This is a genomic window from Psychrobacter sp. 1176_08 (assembly GCF_052850615.1).
In genome coordinates, this window is the sequence record NZ_VXCU01000003.1 from 1 (window position 1) to 18,455 (window position 18,455).

The following is an 18,455-nucleotide window of genomic DNA, read 5'->3' on the forward strand; positions in this document are numbered from 1 at the left end:
ACTGTCATTGAATAATAATCTGTTATCTTATTATCCCATCAACTGTCTAGATACAGTTTTAAAGGCAGAGCTGGTAAAAAAGTGCTGGCCTGACTATTTGACTCACCGTGATTCAATGATAATACGCCTTTTGCCAATAATAAAACGGTCCAAGGTAGTAATTGATGCTCAAGCTTTTGTACACGCTTCTGCAAATTCTCAGCCGTATCTTTTTGATCCAAAGATAGGACAGCTTGGGTCAGAACGGCTCCAGCATCAAGCTCAGCGGTCACAACATGAATGCTACAACCATGATGATACTCACCTGCTTGTATGACGCGTTGATGTGTATCAAGACCCTTATAGGCAGGCAGTAGAGAAGGGTGCAAATTGATCATCGGTGCTGGTGAGGTATTGATAAATGAGGCACTCAATACCCGCATAAAACCTGCCAGCACAATGAGATCTGGCTGCCATGCTTGAAGCTGATCACTGGCATGGCGCTCAAAGGTTTTGATACCCATACGCTTACCACTAGCAACGTGTGACAACACGGCCACTGGAATAGAAGCAGCATTGGCACGTGTGATGGCATAAGCGTCATCACGATTGCTAATCACACCAACTATCTCGATGGGTAGCGCGCCGGCTTGCATGGCATCGATCAAGACTTGTAGATTGCTGCCGCTACCAGAGACCAAAACCGCCACTCGTAGTGGTTTGGTAGTTTGGGCTTGGTTCGTATTAACGGACATTAACTGTATACCACCGCGTCAACGTCACGATTGACCATTTCGCCCAATTGCCAAGCGTTTTCACCAGCGTCGTTTAGTGTTTTGATTGCGATGTCAGCTTTGTCTTTAGGAACTACGATGACAAAACCGACACCGCAGTTGAAGGTGCGGTACATCTCGCTTTGTTCGATATTGCCTTGAGTTTGCAACCAAGTGAATAGCTCTGAGAACTGCCAGCTATTGGTGTCGATACTGGCGGCCAAGTTCTCTGGTAAGACACGAGGTAAGTTATCGGTCAGACCACCACCTGTGATGTGAGACATCGCATGCAAAGCTGAACTGCCAAGAGTGTCTTGTAAGGCTTTGATGGCTTTTACATAGATACGAGTAGGGGCCATTAGTGCGTCTTGGATAGGTTGACCATCTAGCTGCTCATTGCTGTTAGTCACATCAATACCGCTCACTTCGATGACTTTTCGAACCAATGAGTAACCATTAGAGTGCGCGCCACTTGAAGCAAGCGCAATCAGTACGTCACCTTCAGCAACATTTTCACCCGTGATGACTTCGCTTTCTTCAACCACACCCACACAGAATCCGGCCAAGTCGTAATCTTCATCTTGATACATGCCTGGCATCTCAGCCGTTTCGCCACCGATTAATGCACAGTTCGATAACTTACAGCCTTCACCAATACCAGTAACCACAGTCGCCGCGGTATCGATATCAAGCTTGCCCGTTGCATAATAATCTAAAAAGAATAACGGCTCTGCGCCGCATACCAATAAATCATTGACACACATGGCGACCAAGTCGATACCGATTGTGTCGTGACGATTCAGCTGCAAGGCCAATTTGAGCTTAGTACCAACGCCGTCAGTACCCGATACTAATAAAGGCGACGTGTAACCAGTTGGAATGCGACAAAGCGCTCCAAAGCCGCCAAGTCCGCCCACAACCTCAGGACGAGAGGTGGCTTTTGCCACTGATTTAATACGTTGAACCAGCGCATCGCCAGCATCAATATCAACGCCAGCATCTTTGTAGCTTAAAGAAGGCTTGTTACTCATGGTCATCTCACAATTTTATAGGGGAATGAAGGTCAGTCAGTAGAAAAGCGAATCGGTCGTGTTAATTTTGCTGATAGTGCGCGCATTATACCCAAAAATGCCCCTCACTCGCAAAGCAACTTGCCGATATTTGGCTGATTTTCACTAGGATTTGCTATAACTCATCAATCAGACGTCAAGAAACAAAAAAATGACGGATTTTTTTTTGGACTCTGCGATAATGGAACGCTAAATTTATTGTCAATAACGGCTCATTATTATACTGGTGTTACTCAATAGATATAAGATCTACTCAATCACGCCGATGTCTTAAATTAGCCCTGTCATAGGATTGCTTATCATGATAAACCAACCAATAGATCCCTTTTTTCGGCGTTTATTTATTGTCGTTGGTCTGGTTGTCGCTATTTATTTATTATATTTGATGCTACCGGTCATTATGCCTTTTGTCGTCGCTTTCGTACTTGCATACCTGTTCAATCCGCTGGTGAGACGTTTGTCAAAGTATCTCAAACGTTGGGTGGCGATTATCATTGTGTACTCCACCATTACTTTTGGGATGGCATTACTACTTTGGTGGTTAGTCCCGACATTGTGGTATCAGTTGCAAGCCGCGTGGGAGTACTTGCCTAAAGTGCTGAATTGGTACAATCAAGTGGTACGTGAATGGTTTGTGGCTAACACTCCCATGCGTCTGCCAAGGCTTGAGTCCAAAGAGTTTTCTGATACTTTGCTAGATTATATGCAAACGAATTATAAATTTTCAGATGCCAGTACCTTGATGAGTCAAGTCATTGCATCGAGTATGATCTTTATCAACAACGCAGGACTTATTGTACTTGTACCAATTCTGACCTTCTATTTCTTATTTAATTGGGACAAGCGCTTGCATACATGGAAGATGGCACTCCCTGCCTCTCATTGCGAAAGAATTATTCATATCGCTCAAGAATGTGATCGTGCGCTAATGGCTTTCATCAAAGGTCAGTTGCTAGTGATGGTGCTATTAGGGGCTATTTACGCAGTACAGCTACAACTGATTGGGCTTGAGCTTGGACTTATCATTGGTATGGTTGCAGGTATTGCAAGCTTCGTTCCTTACTTGGGTTTTGGTATTGGTTTTATTGCCGCCATCATCGCCTGTCTATTTCAGTTTGGACTAGATTGGACATATTTGGCGTTGGTTGTTGGTGCGTTCTTGGTCGGGCAGGCAGCAGAAGGCTATATTCTACAGCCATTGCTCTTAGGGGATAAAATCGGTTTATCACCATTATGGGTTATTTTTGCTGTACTAGCAGGAGCCAGCCTGTTGGGCTTCGTTGGTATGTTGATTGCCTTGCCCGTTTCTGCTGTGCTTAATGTATTGTTCCGCCATTTATACGCTTACTATCGCTCAACGGATTTTTATAGAGGCCGTAAACAACTGGTTTTGTTTAAAAAAGAGTAGGTAGGTCATTAGTTAGTCAATTGGGCCATGGAGCCTTGATGACGAATGGCAAGGTAGGAAAGCCGCGCCTATTCAACCTTAATCTGTAAAAGACTTGTCAGTCATTTTGCAAATATGTTATATATAGGCGCAGTATTGATGGTATAAGTTGCTATTAAGCATGTCAGGCATAAGCGTCATTTTGGTAAATACGCCTGTGGTTTACATTTAAAAAAAGACAATTTATGAACGCTGTCAATCGGTAGCAAGTAATTCGCATTAGATAGTTCATACTAAATAGTATCAGAGCAGTTCGCACCTTTAAAAATATTGGTACTCTATTCCTTTTTATTATATTGCATTACGCAAAACGAGTTGATGATTCATGGCAGAAGCACAGCTAAGTCTCAATCTGGACATTAAGCATGATGCAAGTTTAAGCGACTTTGCCGGTCCGGGTTGGATGTCGATTATTGACGCAGTACGGCAACTCCATGTCGGCCTGATTGGTCAGCTATATCTGTTTGGCAGTCCTGCCACGGGTAAGTCTCATCTGCTGTCTGCTATTTGTGAGTCGTTTATTGAGATGGACAAGTCGGCGATTTGTTTGTCACTCAATGAGTTGATTCATACGGATGTGCACGTACTGTCTTCTTTAGAGAACTTTGATCTGATTGCGATTGATGATTTAGAAGTGTTAGAGCAAAGCAGTCAGTGGCAAGAAGCCTTATTTCACCTGATCAATCGCAGCCGTGAAGGGCAACGTCAGTTGTTGTTTGCGGCCAATACGCCTGCTGGTGATTTGCCATTTCAGCTAAGAGATTTGATGACTCGTTTGGCACAAGCGCCTACGTTTAAAGTCCCTAACGGTCATGATCTTGCCGACCGTCAAGCATTGTTACAGTCTATTTTACGTCGTCGTGGCTGGCAGTTTGATGATCGAATTATTGATCATTTACTGACAGAGGGGCCTCATCGTATTGGGGCCATGATGGAAGTACTTAACTATATTCAGCCCATGTTTTCTAACCTTGGACGTAGTAATATATCCAAAGCAGTCATCAGCGATGCTCTACGTACTATTGATGAGCAGACGCTCGCAGCTGAGCTTGCTGATATTGCACAAGAAACACAAGTAGATAACGATGCGGCTGGTCAAGAGCAGCATACAATGCCCCTCGATTTTTAGTATTAAGAACACCCATTTTTCTATCCAAAACGCTTTTACTATTAATGGAACCCTTTATGAAACCAAACGCTTCTTTGCTAAAAAAAATGACTCTCAGCACGTTACTTGTTACTGCTGCGTCCGTTCCTATGCTGTCACAAGCCGCGGTCACTTTGTCCGTTGATGATCATATAAAGGTAACTGCTATCAATGGACAGGAGTTGCAGCAAAGTATTTTTCAGCCATTAACCAAAGAGTTTACTCTTGAGCCGGGTCGTCACGCAATTACTGCAAAATACGATCGTCTATATGATTTGCGCCGTGATGAACATGACTACTTGCGCTCTGGTAACGTCAGTGTCGTCGCAGAATTGGCAGACAACCAAAACTATCGTCTTGTCATGCTAAATCAGCCAGAAGAGTATCAAGCTGCCAAAGAATACGCCAAACAACCGACGCTAGCGATACAACAGAACGGCACAGTAATCGCAAGTCAAAAGGCGATGGCGGGCAGTCAGGGCAGTTTGTTTGCAGGATTGGGTAAAGCGTTAGGCGGTGTATTTGATGGCGCAGGTGATGCTGAGATGCAAAATCAGCGCGCTATTGCCGCGATCAGCCCAGCAACGACAAATACTCAAAATAACATGAGTGCTGGAGCAGTTACTTCTACCACTCAAACCACAAACATGAATGCATCTACGGATAAGCTGGATCAGTTTATGCAAATTTGGCTACAAGCAACGCCAGCTGAGCGTGAAAAAATGCGTCAGTGGGTACAAAAATAACGCGTTACTTCTATCAAATTTAAAACCAAAAAAAGCACCTGTTAAGGTGCTTTTTTCTTACGCTTCATATTTTTTAGTGCCATGAATTCTTTGATGTTATGAATACAAGGGACTATTTAAGCGGGTTATTAACCCAAAAAGGCATTATACATCCATACATGCTTTTCTTGTAGCTGCACATATTCATCGACCAAATCCGCTGTACCTTGATCTTCTGCTTCTTGCGCTGCGGCTGACACATCACGTTGTTCTTCAATCATTGTTTGTAAACCAGTTACAATGCCTTTTACGCAGGTTTTGCCATCTTTGACATTTTTATCTTCTTTGATGGTTGTGTGCTGAGCAAAGTCGCTATAAGCGTGAAGCGGTGTGCCGCCTAGCGTTAGGATACGTTCTGCGATCTCATCAATCTGTAATTGTAGTTCAGTATATAACTCTTCAAACTTAGGATGTAATGAAAAGAAATGCTCGCCTTTCACGTTCCAATGATAGCCACGCACGTTGATATAAAACGTATGATAGCTTGATAACAGACCGTTTAGCTTCGTGATGATACTGCTCATGTCGGCTGTTTCTAGACCAATTTGGTTTGTATCGTTATTAGTATGACTCATAATATTATCCTTATAGTGTGAGTGTTGATATAGCAGGCTTAAAGAAGATTAAAAGTGTAACAACTCGCTTGCTGTATTACCATACATACTTTATATATGGCGACTTATAATGTTAAAGTTTTTTGAACCAGAGTTAATAAAGTACGTTTGAATCAATAAAACTTTTTTACCTTCTTTTGATGCTTATTATAATAACAAATAACTATCTATAAGTTAAATTCAATGAATTTAATAATGCGATTGGTTTTACAAATTAATATGGTTTAATAAAATTGCAATCCAAACAAACATGTATCCAAGCGACTACTGGTACTTATTAACAACGATAACCCCTTTATCGCTTATTACATGAACGATAAAAGGGAGGTTTTGCTTCACACTGGCGGTTTTAAGTTTTCAGGATTTAACCCTTTAACGGCAACCACTTCTTGTAAGTGTTGACGTACTGTGTCAATTGGGAATTTCTGTGCTTGCAAACGTTTTGGTAAGATTTGGCTGCCTTGCTGACCTTTCATCTCAAACATCATAAAAATATAGTCGTCGGTCTCATCCCAGCTTTTAATAGCGCTCCAAGGTATAACGGCTTGCTGAGTAGAGCCAGCTCGCATCTGCATACCGCGCATCTGATTACTTTTCATCATGTCAGGCTGGTTGCTTGGCATTGCCATCACTAAGCCATGTTTTTGTACGCCGAGCTTCATTTGACGCATCTCATCTGGCATTTCTTGATCGGCTACTTGTTTCTCAAACTCCCGTTTGACATACCATTTAAAGCCAAGCGTACGAACCAATAAATAAATTACAACTGCAACCATCATCAACCAAAAAATAATGGTGGAATAGCCAGTGACAAAAACCAGCCCTGCAACCGCTAATATCACAACGATTGCCATGATGATCCATTCTTTTTTCTTAATGCTCTTTAGACCAAAAGAAGGACTGGCACTAGCAAACAATTCGTATTGTGCTTGATGAAATTCAGCCTCGGTGATGTTTAAGGCGACAGGTTGCAGCGTGTAGGGGTACAAGGCCATAAAGGTTTCTCAAATACTTGTATGAAAAGCGTTGGGTTTAAATCGTCAAATTAAAGCAGTAATGCCATATTTGACCAAATGTCGAAAAATAGTATGCGCTTATCTTACCGAAAAGTGCTCCTAAATGAAACAGATAAGCCATCCTCTTCACCGATAGAGGGCACATTATTGCTATTAATTGAGCGAGACAGTATAAATTGAGAGTAATTGCAGACCAAAGCATGATTTATCGTCAGAACAGGCTTGCCATAAACCAAATACATGAGGCAAAACAGCGTATTTAGAAAACGCGCAAAATTTAACCAAAACATGGTCAAATCTGCTGGGTCTTGGTATTATAGCGTCTGGCTTATATTTTGATAAAGAATAGGCCAGCATGGCAAGATAATGATTGGGCTATCAAGCTTAATGATATCTATGAGCTGACCAATGATTATACCAATAATGTTTCAACTTCTTATTCACTCTCAGTGTTACAGGCAACTATTATGATTGATCCGAAACTCTTACGTGGCGATTTAAGCGATTTACAGCAACAACTGGCCACTCGTGGCTACGCGCTTGATATGGAGTTTTGGCAATCGATTGAGTCCGAGCGTAAATCCTTGCAAGTTAAGACTGAAGAGCTACAAGCGCAACGTAATGCTGGTGCTAAGCAAGTGGGCGCGCTAAAAAAATCAGGCGAAGATGCCACTGAGCTGCTTAATGAGATGCAGCAAGTCAGTGGAGAGATCAAGGCGGCTGAAGATGAGCTGCGCACCTTACAAGAACGTATCACGCAAGCGGCATTGCAGATTCCCAATATTCCAGCAGCAGATGTGCCAGTAGGTACATCAGAAGAGGATAACGTCGAGCTACGCACATGGGGTACGCCGCGTACGTTTGATTTTGAGATAAAAGATCACACGCATATCGGCGAAACGCTTGGTATGCTGGATTTTGAAGCAGCGACTAAGCTAACGGGCAGCCGTTTTAATGTGCTACGAGGCCAGCTTGCTCAAATGCATCGCGCACTGATTCAGTTCATGCTGAACACGCACACCATCAAGTATGGTTATACTGAAATGTATGTGCCTTATATTGTCAATTCGGAGAGCTTAAAAGGCACAGGTCAGCTGCCTAAGTTTGAAGATGATTTGTTTAAATTGACCAATCATACGAACAATGACGAGATGGACTTTTATCTGATTCCAACAGCAGAGGTACCAATGACCAACTTGGTACGCGGTGAGCGTTTGGATATCAAAGAGTTGCCGCTAAAGTTCACTACGCATACGCCTTGTTTCCGTAGTGAAGCAGGTTCGCATGGTCGTGATACGCGCGGTTTGATTCGTCAGCATCAGTTCGAAAAGGTTGAGATGGTCAACATCGCTACCGCTGAGCAGTCTGATGAGTTGCTTGAGGCGATGACTGGACAAGCCGAATATATCTTGCAGCAACTTAATTTGCCGTATCGCGTGGTTAAACTATGCACTGGCGATATGGGTTTTTCGGCGCAAAAAACCTACGACATCGAAGTATGGCTACCAAGCCAAGACACTTACCGTGAAATCTCTAGCTGCTCTAACTGTGGCAATTTCCAAGCCCGTCGTATGGGCACACGTGTCAAAGATGGCAAGCAAACCAGCCTCGCGCATACCCTAAACGGTTCAGGCTTGGCAGTCGGTCGTACGCTGTTAGCCGTGATGGAAAACCATCAAAACGCTGATGGTAGCATTGCGATTCCAAAAGTACTGCGTCCATTTATGGGCGGTGCTGAGCGTATTGAAATTTGAAGTTAGTAACGTCATGAAGATCTTGACCATAGTTGATGAATTGAATTACTCACAATATCTCATCTATGGTCAAAGCAGCGGCGACAATTTGTTAGGCTTTGAAATAGATGCCAATATATTTTTCTGTTGTAAGGAAAACAATGTTGGTTGCGATTTTCTTGATCAAGAACGCCATGATGATGCAAATTGTATGCTTACGTTGCGCTGCAAATTTGCAAATTTGCAAATAATATAAGCTATCAGCAAATGGCAGATTATTTGGAAGAGAGATGGCTTCAGTATGTTTGTTATCGAGAATTTGAGAAACATTATATTGAAGTCATTAATAATCAATTGATTTTTTATTATGTGACCCGATCAAGTTGTGGACTAGGAGTAACAGGAAAAATTGTTGCTACTTAGTTTATAATGAGCCACCTATTTAGATATCCAAGCAAATTCAGTTCAAGAGCCTTTTTTAATCAAATAAACTTTCCTTTAATATTAGGACATGCTATGCCTACCCCAATTAACGAACGTAAACTAGCCAATGCCATCCGTGTGCTGTCGTTTGACGCGGTTCAAAAAGCCAACTCTGGACATCCAGGTGCGCCAATGGGTATGGCCGACATTGCCGAAGTGTTGTGGCGTAAATTTTTGAAGCATAATCCTGCTGATCCGCAGTGGCATAACCGTGATCGCTTTGTACTGTCAAACGGTCATGGCTCAATGCTTATCTACTCATTGCTACATTTATCAGGCTATGACGTTAGTGTTGATGACCTAAAAGGCTTTCGCCAGTTACATTCAAAAACCCCAGGTCACCCTGAGCTTGGTTATACGCCAGGGGTTGAAACCACGACAGGTCCACTAGGACAAGGTATTGCTAATGCCGTTGGTTTTGCCATTGCTGAAAAAACATTAGCGGCGCAGTTCAATCGTGACGGGCATAATGTTGTTGACCATCATACCTATGCATTCTTAGGCGATGGTTGCTTGATGGAAGGTATCAGTCATGAAGTTTGCTCACTGGCTGGCACGTTAGGTCTTGGCAAACTGGTATTCTTCTATGATGACAATGGCATCTCAATCGACGGTAATGTCGAAGGCTGGTTCACTGATGATACCGAAGCCCGCTTTGAATCGTATGGCTGGCAAGTCATCAAAGTTGACGGTCATGATACTGATGCCATCACGCAAGCAACTGAGCAAGCGATTGCAGAGACTAGCAAGCCAAGTCTAATCATTTGTAAAACCACGATTGGTGCTGGTAGCCCGAACAAACAAGGCCTAGCAGCAAGCCATGGTGCACCACTCGGTGATGACGAAATCATATTGACTCGTGATGCCTTAGCTTGGACGCATGCGCCATTTGAATTAGATGATGAAATCTATGGAGCGTGGGATGCCAAACCAAAAGGCGATGTACAACAAAAGAATTGGGAAGCAGATTTTGCCGCTTATGAAAAAGCCTATCCAGAGCTTGCAGCAGAACTGTCACGTCGTCTAAATGGCGAGTTGCCTGCTGACTTTGCTAGCCAAGCGCAAGCGTATATTCAGCAAACGCAAGAAGCGGGCGGCGATGTTGCTAGCCGTAAAGCCAGTCAAAATGCTATCAACAGCTTGCAGCCATTATTGCCAGAGTTACTAGGCGGCTCAGCTGATCTCGCTGGCTCGAACCTTACGCTATTTAAAGGCGCTAAAGGTATCGAGAAAGACGCTGATGGCAACTATATCTATTACGGCGTACGTGAGTTTGGTATGACGGCGATTGCCAATGGTATTGCATTACACGGCGGCTTTATCCCTTACGTAGCAACGTTCTTGATGTTTATGGAATACGCGCGTAACGCAGTACGTATGGGCGCACTCATGAAGCAGCGTGTCATCCATGTCTATACGCATGACTCGATCGGTTTGGGTGAAGATGGCCCAACGCATCAGCCAGTTGAGCAATTGACGAGCCTACGTACCACGCCAAACCTACGCACGTGGCGTCCGTGTGATGCGACTGAATCTGCCAGTGCTTGGGTAGAAGCAATCAAGTCTGAAAATAATCCATCAGCATTGATCTTTAGTCGTCAGAGCTTGCCACATCAAGCACGTGATAGCGAGCAAGTAGCTAACATCACCAAAGGTGGTTATGTACTGGCGAAAGAACAAGGCGAGCTACAGGCAATCATCATCGCAACTGGCTCAGAAGTTGGTCTAGCGATGGAAGCGTACGAGACACTAAGTGCAAACGGTGTTGGTGTGCGTGTGGTGTCTATGCCATGTGCTGAGATATTCGTTGAGCAAGAGGCGAGCTACCGTGAAGCCGTATTGCCTGCCAATATCCGTGCTCGTGTCGCAGTGGAAGCTGCGCATGTAGATTACTGGTACAAGTTTGTTGGCTTAGATGGCAAAGTCATTGGTATGACCACTTATGGTGAGTCAGCGCCAGCAGATGAGCTGTATAAAGAGTTTGGTATCACGACTGACGCTGTGGTTGATGCGGTGAATAGCTTGGTGTAATAAACTTGAGTTAGTTAATGTTTAGAAAAAGAGCCATCAGATAAATCTGGTGGCTTTTTTTGTTATTCATAACAGAGTAAAAGATTGACTAATGTATATAGAAATAGTTAATATGCTTGGAAATATGTATTAGATTAGTAAAAAAATTTTACAATACATAATTAATCGTGCATGGCTTGTTGCAAAGCATGAATGCTAAATTAACTTTATCCAATGAGCCTATACATGTCGACTACTTACACTATAAAGAAATTAAGCTCTGCTATTGCTATTATTCTTTTCGCCACTTCATTAACGGCTTGTGGTGGAGGCTCTGACTCTGGTGGTCAGAGTAATAACAACCCTGATAAACCCCCTGTTAATATCCCTATTGATAAATGTAAAGGCGTTACCGCTAGTAATTCAGGACAAGCAGATTTGGACAAAGATGGCATCATTGACGACTGTGATCCAGACATTGATGGTGATGGTGTTGAAAATGAGAAAGATGCAAAACCGCTAGATGCTACTGTTGCTGGTGTCAGCACTAAATCCTATCGAGGAAACGGTTTTGGTTATGTGAACGCGACAGAAATTGCTTATTTTAATGCAAAAAAACAGCTTATCGAAACAGAATATTTATCTTCTTATAATCCTGAACGAGCTAATTCATCAGAGAGATTTACTTATGATAATAAAGGTCGTTTGATTCGTCTTGAAAGTACTCGTGGTATTGATAAACAAACTGATAGGATTGAAGTATGGGTATACGACAAAAAAGATCAGTTGATTGAACATCAGACTAACGATGATGGGGATAGTGTATTTGAAGCAGTAACTACTTATCGATATAACTTAAATGGTGATATAACGCAAATAGCAAAGAGTGATACGAGCGATACAAGTTATTTTGATAATTCAACAAGCACCTATATTTACAATGATTTAAATCAATTAGAACAAATTGAGACTGATGAATATAACAATGGTAGTATAGATAGAATCAGATATATAACTCTCAATGCTAATAATTACGTAGCCAAGTCTGCTTTATATTATCTAGAAGGTAATGATGTTACTAACACCGAAGTCAAAAAATTGTATGAGACTTTTGAATACAACTATGATGACCAAGGTAACGTTACAAAGCTGATTGATAGCTCACTTGATTATGGAAGTGTTCGAACAGTCAACTATGCTTATGATAATCAAAAAAATATTATTAGAGAGACAACCAATAACAATTCTGGTGGCATAGATGTTATTGATATTAAAGTAACTTATGATAAAGCTAATTTGGCCACTGGTGCTACGTTTGAATATGATAGCTTCAATAACATTCAGGATGTGACCGAAAAAGCTGAATATAACAGTGCTGGATATTTGACTAAAACTTTAGTTGATGTCAGTCAAAATGGAAAAATTAACCAAGAGATTACTTATAACTATGAAGGAAGCGTTCCGCTGAAATTTAATATGCCAACATTTTTAAATTTTGGATTACCTAATAATAGAGCTCCTACTGCGACTAGTCTATTGAGTAGAGTGAATGCTAGATATACCGCAGATATGGTTAAAGATTTTTATTATTACTAACTAAGTGTCTGAGCTTATTCTGATTATAAAGAATTTAGTGTGATTTAAGCTCAAACTGAACTTTTAGTTGATAAAAGAGTTGCTAAATTAATTTGGCAGCTCTTTTTATTTATATACCAAGTTTGATAAAGTGAATATTAAATGAGAAATAATTACACAGTCGATGATAATAGTGTCGCTTCAAACCCAGGCAATGCAGAGCTAAATAAATGGGTATGGTTTTGTCATAATAAAATGGATGTAGGTTTACTAACTCTGTTTCTAATTTGCTCACTATTAGCTGCAATAGTCGTAGATATTATGTATTTATTTATCGTGGTTATTGCAATCGTTATAAACCTTTATTACTGGACAAATAAAAAGGAGCATTTCTTAAGTGGAGATTCAAATGGCGGTATCGTTGTAGATATTCATCCGACGCTCATTGCAGTTAATACAAATTTAACTAAGGGTTATGGTGACTTTCCTGTGGTAAAAATAACGAAACGCGCTTCGTTGAAAAATGTGTCTATTGGCGATAGAGTTCCCACAGTTGCACTTTATACGGCCTCAACTAATGAGAGTTTAGCGCATTGGCTAGACTTCAACCCTATTCCTTTATCCTATGCAACTAATGATGTAAAGGTCATAAACTTAGCGATGCAAAGTTATCCAAATGAGCAGTGGGAGCAGCTAGAAAAATATTTATTAGAGTTGGAGAAGCCCTATAAAACAGGTTTGTATCAAGTTGATAAAGAACAGAGTGGTTGGAATGGAATACCGAGTGATGCCATGAGTGTTCTAGATGATCTTGAAAAGGGAGATGGAAGTATAAACTTCAAGAAAATAGTAATTGGTGTAATTATATTTATCGCTATTTTGAAAGTTTTTGATTTTTTTAGATAGAAAATATCAGCTTCAATGATTGATTTTTTGAGATTACTACCATGTCCCTAAAATCCACCTTCAAAGGCTTTTTCGGCGAAACCGTCATCAACGTCGCCATGTGGCTAAAGCTTGAAAAAGACGTTTATCATCGCCTAAACAATGTCACCTTGCCATTAGCTAATGGTGGGAGTACGCAAATTGACCATATTATCGTCTCCGTATACGGCATCTTTGTCATTGAAACCAAAAACTATAAAGGCTGGATATACGGTAGCGAGAACCAAAAGCAGTGGACGCAATCATTCCCAAATGGCAGTAAATTCAAATTCCAAAACCCACTACGTCAGAACTACTTGCACATAAAGACGCTCGCAGATTTATTAGACTTGGAGCTGCGCTACTTTCATTCGATGATTGCGTTCATCGGTGAGTGTGAGTTGAAAACCCGCGATGAGCTACCCGAACACGTATTGACGAGTGGTATGGTCTCTTATGTGAAGAGAAAACAAGATAAACTACTGACTGAAGACGAGGTCATATCCATTGTTGAGCAGATTGAGAGCAAGAGATTTAGCAAATCGTGGCGCACCAATCGGCAGCACAAAGCCTATCTAAAAGATAAGCATAGTAACCCGAGCAAAAATACTGACAATCCTACACCTGAACCAACAGTAAAAGAAACCGTAAAAAGACCTATCCTAAAAAGTAGAGAAGTGCAGCGATGGTCTGGTCAAACTGAGATTGAATCTAACGATTTAACAATTGATGTTTTGAATATTCAGCAGACAATCACCCCATATGATATGACCAATAAAGTGTTTTTGACGCCGTTTGAAATTGTATAATCTGAGCCATAGGTCAAAGAACCTGAGATACTTAAGGCGTTAGAAGATGCAGCTAATCTTGTTCAAACACCAACCTGCCCAAGATGCAACGGTGAGATGATCAAACGTGTTGCCAAAAAAGGCGCGCGTCAAGGCCAGACTTTTTACGGTTGTCGTCAGTTTCCTAGATGTCGCGGTATAGTGAATATTAGTACGCCGTGAACAGACTGCTATTTATAGATTTATCATCTAATCAATAAAAAATATCATGCAAACCCCTCTAACCGATTAGAACAATCAATTAACCAATCTGCTACTGCTCTGACTCTTGCCGAGCGCCGAACATCCGGGTGCATAACCAAATAGAGAGGATAAGATTGAGCCAATGGAATAGGTGAGTGTGTATCTAACTGCTCAGGTTGTAATGGCTCAGCAGCCGCGTAATTGTCCGCTGGGGAATGAATTTCCAAGTCGGTCATGGTTACTCTATTAATAGGATCAATCGCTGTTAGTTCTGGATACTGACGGGCTAAAAAGTCAGGTAATAGCGCAAACCCTATTTTTTGACGAGCCGCGTGACACGCCATATATAAGTCATTGGTACTAAACGCAATCGTATATTCTTGCTGCTTTATGAGTGTCTGCGACCAAGCGAGCACTCTGGCGTTGGCTTGAAATTCTATGAATTGCCACTGCTCAGGTCTGGTGTCTTTGAGGTATTTATTATGGGCATAAAATCGATAAGTCGACGACCCTAATGTACGAATAACCAAGTCTTCTTGAGTGGGGCGGCGCGTGCGTATAGCGATATCAGCTTCTCGTTGATGTAAATTGCTCATACTTACATCGCCGCTTAAAGCCAATACGATATCTGGAAAGCGCTGGCGAAAATCAGCCAAAGCAGGTATGAGCACCTCATTTGCCCATACAGGCGGGGCGGATACCACCACTTTGCCTTGCAGAGCGTTCTGATCAATCGCCATTCTTTGAAAAGTGACCATCTCTTTTTTGACTTCTACTGCTTGATGATAGAGCCGCTCGCCCTCGATAGTTAAAACGTAGCGTTTGCCCAGCCGATCAAAAAGATTGACGCCCAATGTTTGCTCAAGATGTTCAATACGCCGAGCAACCGTGCTGTGCTGCACATTCATTGCTTCAGCGCATGCAGTCAATGTTTGTTTTTCTACTAAGCAAACAAAGTAAGCCAAATCGTCCCAGTACATAGTTATTCTCTTGTTTTAATCATCTCTTATCTTAGCAAATTCTGTTGTGCATATTTGCACAGTCAATGTGTGGGTGTCGTCTGTTTGTCTACTACGCCTTTCATTAGACTGTATATAATTCGTTGGCAGCCTTGAAAGTGCCACGATTTATGCAATCCATAATATAGTCAGTCCTAAACAAAAGAGGATCACCTATTATTACGCACTACTGAAACAAATTTTTCTTGCTTGCTGTGCCTTCGCAGACAGAGGCAACGTAAAATTTATCTCAGTAGCGCTGTATTTGTTTTATAAGGGATCAAATATAGCGAGAAAATATATGCAAAAAAAATCAAATACCCAGACCCTTGACCAGTTTGTCGCTCATGTCTTCACAGGGGAGTATGAGCAAGCCATGGCGCTGTGTGACGCAGACGTGAAATTTGTGGTCTTTCGAGAAGAGAGGGACAGCCAAGTGCCGATTTATGGTGCTCACATTGGTCAAGCTGCAGGCACGATATTCTTTAAGAATCTGGCTCAGATGTTTGAATTTGGTACTTTTGAGATGGAAGATTCTATCGCAAGCGATGATTACATTGTTAGGTTTGGCGAATTGGCTCACACCGTCAAGCGCACCGGAAACGTATTCAACAGCCTTTGGACGATGATTGTGCGCTTCGATGCGGCAGGCAAGATTTGCTTATACCGTATGCATGAAGACACCGCTGCGCTGGAAGCGGCGATGCACATTGAAAGATAGACGTATTGATAAAATAAAAAGAAGTCTATAAAGGGTAAATTCAAATGTTCATAAACAAAAACCGCCATGACGGCGGTCTTATGGTCTATTAAACTATTAAACACTTTTAACCATGTATTTCTTCTAGACGCAAACAGGCCACCAATCGCCCGTCCCATTCTCGAAGTTGTGGCTCTATTTCGCTGCACTGTGACTTAGCATAAGGGCAGCGCTTGTGTAGGGCGCAACCACTTGGCGGGTTGAGAGGACTTGGCAGCTCACCTTGCAGTGTTAAATCCTTTTTTTGACCATTCACTGTGGGTGCTGCTGCCAATAGGGCCATCGTATAAGGATGTTTTGGCGCGTTGTAAATGGCTTCTTTGGGACCGTGTTCGACCGCTTGACCTAAGTACATTACCATCACATCATCCGCGACATGGCGCACGACGGATAAGTTGTGTGAGATAAAGACATACGCCGTATGGTACTCATCTTGCAAGTCCATAAACAGGTTCAATACTTGAGCTTGAATGGACACATCGAGCGCTGAGGTCGGTTCATCAGCGACAACGATTTTTGGGTTGAGCATCATTGCACGCGCGAGGGCAATACGTTGACGTTGACCACCCGAAAACATGTGCGGATAACGTCCAGCATGTTCAGGACGTAAACCGACATTTCTCATCATGTCGTTGATTTTGTCGCGCTTGTCTTCTTTTGACAGTTTGGTATGAATATCTAATGGTTCCATCAGCTGATACCCAATCGTATGGCGCGGATTTAAGCTGCCATAAGGGTTTTGAAAGACCATTTGAATCTCAGTACGCAAATCTTTTAATGCTTTTCTACTATAGCCTGTTGTACCTTCATCATTAATAAATAGCTCACCGTCACTCGGCTGTTCGATGAGCGTGAGCTGGCGGGCAAGCGTTGATTTGCCGCAGCCTGATTCACCAACGACCGCCAGTGTTTTGCCAGCGCGTAGCTCAAACGAAATACCATTTAAGGCTTTGACATATGCTTTTGCTTTACCCAAACCTTGAGATACAGGGTAGTGTTTGCGTAGATTGTCTGCTTTTAAGACCACTTTATCACTCATGCTTGGGACTCCAAAGTAGCAGGGTCAAAGGGAGAAGTACCAGCAGATATGCTTGGTAGATCGGTATGAATACAGCGCACCTTGCCATTAGGCGTATCTAAAATAGGCGGCGGCACGTCACACGCAGGTTCTTTGTAAGGGCAGCGCGGAGATAGCAAACAACCAGTTGGGCGATCATATTGGCTGGGCACCACGCCTGGTAAGCTGTGTAATCTGTCTTGACCGATAGCCAGTTCAGGGATGGCTTGTAGCAATGCTTCGGTATAAGGATGCGCTGGGTTTTGGAAAATCTCTGGCACCGTATTGGTTTCAACTACTTGTCCAGCGTACATAACAGCGACGTCACGTGAGTTTTGAGAGACCAAACCCAAATCATGAGTGATCAGTACCATGGCCATTTGTTTTTCACGTTGTAAGCGCCCAAGTAGATCCATGATTTGTGCTTGTACCGTGACATCAAGTGCTGTGGTGGGTTCATCGGCGATAAGGAGTTTTGGCTCGCACGCCAGCGCCATGGCAATCATCACTCGCTGGCTCATACCGCCTGACAGTTGATGTGGATACACCTTGAGTCGGTTTTTGGCATCGGGCATCTCGACCAATTCTAATAGCTCTAATATGCGTGCCTGTACTGCCGAGCCTCGCAAACCGAGGTGTTTTCGAAGGACTTCGCCTAATTGCATCTCAACCGTAAAGCTTGGATTTAGGCACGACATGGCATTTTGAAAAATCATAGAGATGTCTTTACCAATGATGCCGCGTCGCTCTTTGGGTGACATACCGAGCATGTCCTTATTATCGAACATCACGCGTTTGGCACGCACGCTTGCATAAGGTGGCAAGAGTCCCATCAATGCCATCATCGTAACGGACTTACCTGAACCTGACTCGCCTACTATCGCGATTACTTCGCCTTGAGTCACTGTCAAAGACACATCATCTACGGCGCGAAAAGCACGCGACCCTTCACCAAAAGTGACCGAGAGATTTTCGATATCTAATAATAATGGCGCCTCTTTTACTAATGAGCCATTCATCGAGGTATTGGTATGGTTTAAAGTATCAGTCATT

At 42.4% G+C, this 18,455-nt stretch carries 17 protein-coding genes; 10 read left to right on the plus strand and 7 right to left on the minus strand.

Annotation, left to right across the window (positions count from 1 at the left end):
- Positions 1-38 precede the first annotated feature (38 nt).
- Both purN and purM read right to left on the minus strand, forming a co-directional pair.
- Positions 39-734, minus strand: a complete 696-nt coding sequence (purN, locus tag FW759_RS04380) for a phosphoribosylglycinamide formyltransferase (RefSeq protein ID WP_446442313.1) — start codon at positions 732-734, stop codon at positions 39-41.
- On the minus strand, positions 734-1,783 hold the full coding sequence (purM, locus tag FW759_RS04385) for a phosphoribosylformylglycinamidine cyclo-ligase (protein WP_446442314.1): 1,050 nt from the start codon (positions 1,781-1,783) through the stop codon (positions 734-736). Before purM ends, purN begins: the two co-directional genes overlap by 1 nt.
- A 340-nt stretch (positions 1,784-2,123) precedes the next feature.
- On the opposite strand from purM, the gene FW759_RS04390 reads away from it, so the two are divergent.
- The 3 genes from FW759_RS04390 (at position 2,124) to FW759_RS04400 (ending at position 5,162) form a co-directional block, all read left to right on the plus strand.
- Entirely contained in the window at positions 2,124-3,230 is a 1,107-nt protein-coding gene (locus tag FW759_RS04390; protein ID WP_062845200.1) for an AI-2E family transporter, read from the plus strand.
- A gap of 364 nt (positions 3,231-3,594) precedes the next feature.
- On the plus strand, positions 3,595-4,398 hold the full coding sequence (hda, locus tag FW759_RS04395; RefSeq protein WP_062845199.1) for a DnaA regulatory inactivator Hda: 804 nt from the start codon (positions 3,595-3,597) through the stop codon (positions 4,396-4,398).
- Between the two features lie 56 nt (positions 4,399-4,454).
- Positions 4,455-5,162: a DUF2057 family protein gene (locus FW759_RS04400; protein ID WP_446442315.1), complete on the plus strand. Its 708-nt coding sequence runs from the start codon at positions 4,455-4,457 to the stop codon at positions 5,160-5,162.
- 128 nt (positions 5,163-5,290) lie between these two features.
- Here FW759_RS04400 and FW759_RS04405 read toward each other — a convergent pair whose 3' ends face one another.
- Positions 5,291-5,776, minus strand: a complete 486-nt coding sequence (locus FW759_RS04405) for a Dps family protein (protein WP_446442316.1) — start codon at positions 5,774-5,776, stop codon at positions 5,291-5,293.
- A gap of 374 nt (positions 5,777-6,150) precedes the next feature.
- A complete protein-coding gene (locus FW759_RS04410; protein WP_446442317.1) occupies positions 6,151-6,810 on the minus strand; it encodes a YcxB family protein in 660 nt (219 codons plus the stop codon).
- Between the two features lie 488 nt (positions 6,811-7,298).
- Here FW759_RS04410 and serS point away from each other — a divergent pair, with 488 nt between their 5' ends.
- The 6 genes from serS (at position 7,299) to FW759_RS04440 (ending at position 14,566) form a co-directional block, all read left to right on the plus strand.
- The gene (gene serS, locus FW759_RS04415; protein ID WP_446442436.1) at positions 7,299-8,585 is read left to right on the plus strand and encodes a serine--tRNA ligase; all 1,287 of its coding nucleotides are present in this window, start codon (positions 7,299-7,301) and stop codon (positions 8,583-8,585) included.
- A gap of 495 nt (positions 8,586-9,080) precedes the next feature.
- Positions 9,081-11,078 (plus strand): transketolase, encoded by a 1,998-nt coding sequence (tkt, locus tag FW759_RS04420; RefSeq protein WP_446442318.1) that lies wholly within the window; start codon positions 9,081-9,083, stop codon positions 11,076-11,078.
- Positions 11,079-11,303: 225 nt separating this feature from the next.
- Positions 11,304-12,653, plus strand: a complete 1,350-nt coding sequence (locus tag FW759_RS04425; RefSeq protein ID WP_446442319.1) for a hypothetical protein — start codon at positions 11,304-11,306, stop codon at positions 12,651-12,653.
- A gap of 141 nt (positions 12,654-12,794) precedes the next feature.
- Positions 12,795-13,538, plus strand: a complete 744-nt coding sequence (locus FW759_RS04430) for a DUF3239 domain-containing protein (RefSeq protein ID WP_446442320.1) — start codon at positions 12,795-12,797, stop codon at positions 13,536-13,538.
- A 41-nt stretch (positions 13,539-13,579) separates the two neighbouring features.
- Positions 13,580-14,365, plus strand: a complete 786-nt coding sequence (locus tag FW759_RS04435) for a nuclease-related domain-containing protein (protein ID WP_446442321.1) — start codon at positions 13,580-13,582, stop codon at positions 14,363-14,365.
- A gap of 27 nt (positions 14,366-14,392) precedes the next feature.
- On the plus strand, positions 14,393-14,566 hold the full coding sequence (locus FW759_RS04440) for a topoisomerase DNA-binding C4 zinc finger domain-containing protein (protein ID WP_446442437.1): 174 nt from the start codon (positions 14,393-14,395) through the stop codon (positions 14,564-14,566).
- Between the two features lie 44 nt (positions 14,567-14,610).
- Here the strand turns inward: FW759_RS04440 and FW759_RS04445 are convergent, their stop codons facing one another.
- On the minus strand, positions 14,611-15,567 hold the full coding sequence (locus tag FW759_RS04445; protein WP_446442322.1) for a LysR family transcriptional regulator: 957 nt from the start codon (positions 15,565-15,567) through the stop codon (positions 14,611-14,613).
- Positions 15,568-15,886: 319 nt separating this feature from the next.
- Here FW759_RS04445 and FW759_RS04450 point away from each other — a divergent pair, with 319 nt between their 5' ends.
- The gene (locus FW759_RS04450; protein ID WP_446442323.1) at positions 15,887-16,306 is read left to right on the plus strand and encodes a nuclear transport factor 2 family protein; all 420 of its coding nucleotides are present in this window, start codon (positions 15,887-15,889) and stop codon (positions 16,304-16,306) included.
- Positions 16,307-16,412: 106 nt separating this feature from the next.
- Here the strand turns inward: FW759_RS04450 and FW759_RS04455 are convergent, their stop codons facing one another.
- Together FW759_RS04455 and FW759_RS04460 are read right to left on the minus strand one after the other, a co-directional pair.
- Positions 16,413-17,384 (minus strand): peptide ABC transporter ATP-binding protein, encoded by a 972-nt coding sequence (locus tag FW759_RS04455; RefSeq protein ID WP_446442324.1) that lies wholly within the window; start codon positions 17,382-17,384, stop codon positions 16,413-16,415.
- Positions 17,381-18,454 carry an ABC transporter ATP-binding protein gene (locus FW759_RS04460; RefSeq protein ID WP_353670230.1) on the minus strand — a complete coding sequence of 358 codons (1,074 nt, stop codon included), beginning with the start codon at positions 18,452-18,454 and terminating at the stop codon, positions 17,381-17,383. The genes FW759_RS04455 and FW759_RS04460 overlap by 4 nt, the downstream gene beginning before the upstream one ends.
- Position 18,455: the final 1 nt, after the last annotated feature.

Excerpts from the sequence above, each read along its gene's own strand:
- tkt (WP_446442318.1), top strand. The coding sequence starts at position 9,081 with ATGCCTACCCCAATTAACGAACGTAAACTAGCCAATGCCATCCGTGTG.
- FW759_RS04405 (WP_446442316.1), bottom strand. The coding sequence starts at position 5,776 with ATGAGTCATACTAATAACGATACAAACCAAATTGGTCTAGAAACAGCC.
- FW759_RS04400 (WP_446442315.1), top strand. The coding sequence starts at position 4,455 with ATGAAACCAAACGCTTCTTTGCTAAAAAAAATGACTCTCAGCACGTTA.
- serS (WP_446442436.1), top strand. The coding sequence starts at position 7,299 with ATGATTGATCCGAAACTCTTACGTGGCGATTTAAGCGATTTACAGCAA.
- FW759_RS04445 (WP_446442322.1), bottom strand. The coding sequence starts at position 15,567 with ATGTACTGGGACGATTTGGCTTACTTTGTTTGCTTAGTAGAAAAACAA.
- FW759_RS04430 (WP_446442320.1), top strand. The coding sequence starts at position 12,795 with ATGAGAAATAATTACACAGTCGATGATAATAGTGTCGCTTCAAACCCA.
- FW759_RS04455 (WP_446442324.1), bottom strand. The coding sequence starts at position 17,384 with ATGAGTGATAAAGTGGTCTTAAAAGCAGACAATCTACGCAAACACTAC.
- FW759_RS04410 (WP_446442317.1), bottom strand. The coding sequence starts at position 6,810 with ATGGCCTTGTACCCCTACACGCTGCAACCTGTCGCCTTAAACATCACC.
- purM (WP_446442314.1), bottom strand. The coding sequence starts at position 1,783 with ATGAGTAACAAGCCTTCTTTAAGCTACAAAGATGCTGGCGTTGATATT.
- hda (WP_062845199.1), top strand. The coding sequence starts at position 3,595 with ATGGCAGAAGCACAGCTAAGTCTCAATCTGGACATTAAGCATGATGCA.
- FW759_RS04435 (WP_446442321.1), top strand. The coding sequence starts at position 13,580 with ATGTCCCTAAAATCCACCTTCAAAGGCTTTTTCGGCGAAACCGTCATC.
- purN (WP_446442313.1), bottom strand. The coding sequence starts at position 734 with ATGTCCGTTAATACGAACCAAGCCCAAACTACCAAACCACTACGAGTG.
- FW759_RS04425 (WP_446442319.1), top strand. The coding sequence starts at position 11,304 with ATGTCGACTACTTACACTATAAAGAAATTAAGCTCTGCTATTGCTATT.
- FW759_RS04460 (WP_353670230.1), bottom strand. The coding sequence starts at position 18,454 with ATGACTGATACTTTAAACCATACCAATACCTCGATGAATGGCTCATTA.
- FW759_RS04450 (WP_446442323.1), top strand. The coding sequence starts at position 15,887 with ATGCAAAAAAAATCAAATACCCAGACCCTTGACCAGTTTGTCGCTCAT.
- FW759_RS04390 (WP_062845200.1), top strand. The coding sequence starts at position 2,124 with ATGATAAACCAACCAATAGATCCCTTTTTTCGGCGTTTATTTATTGTC.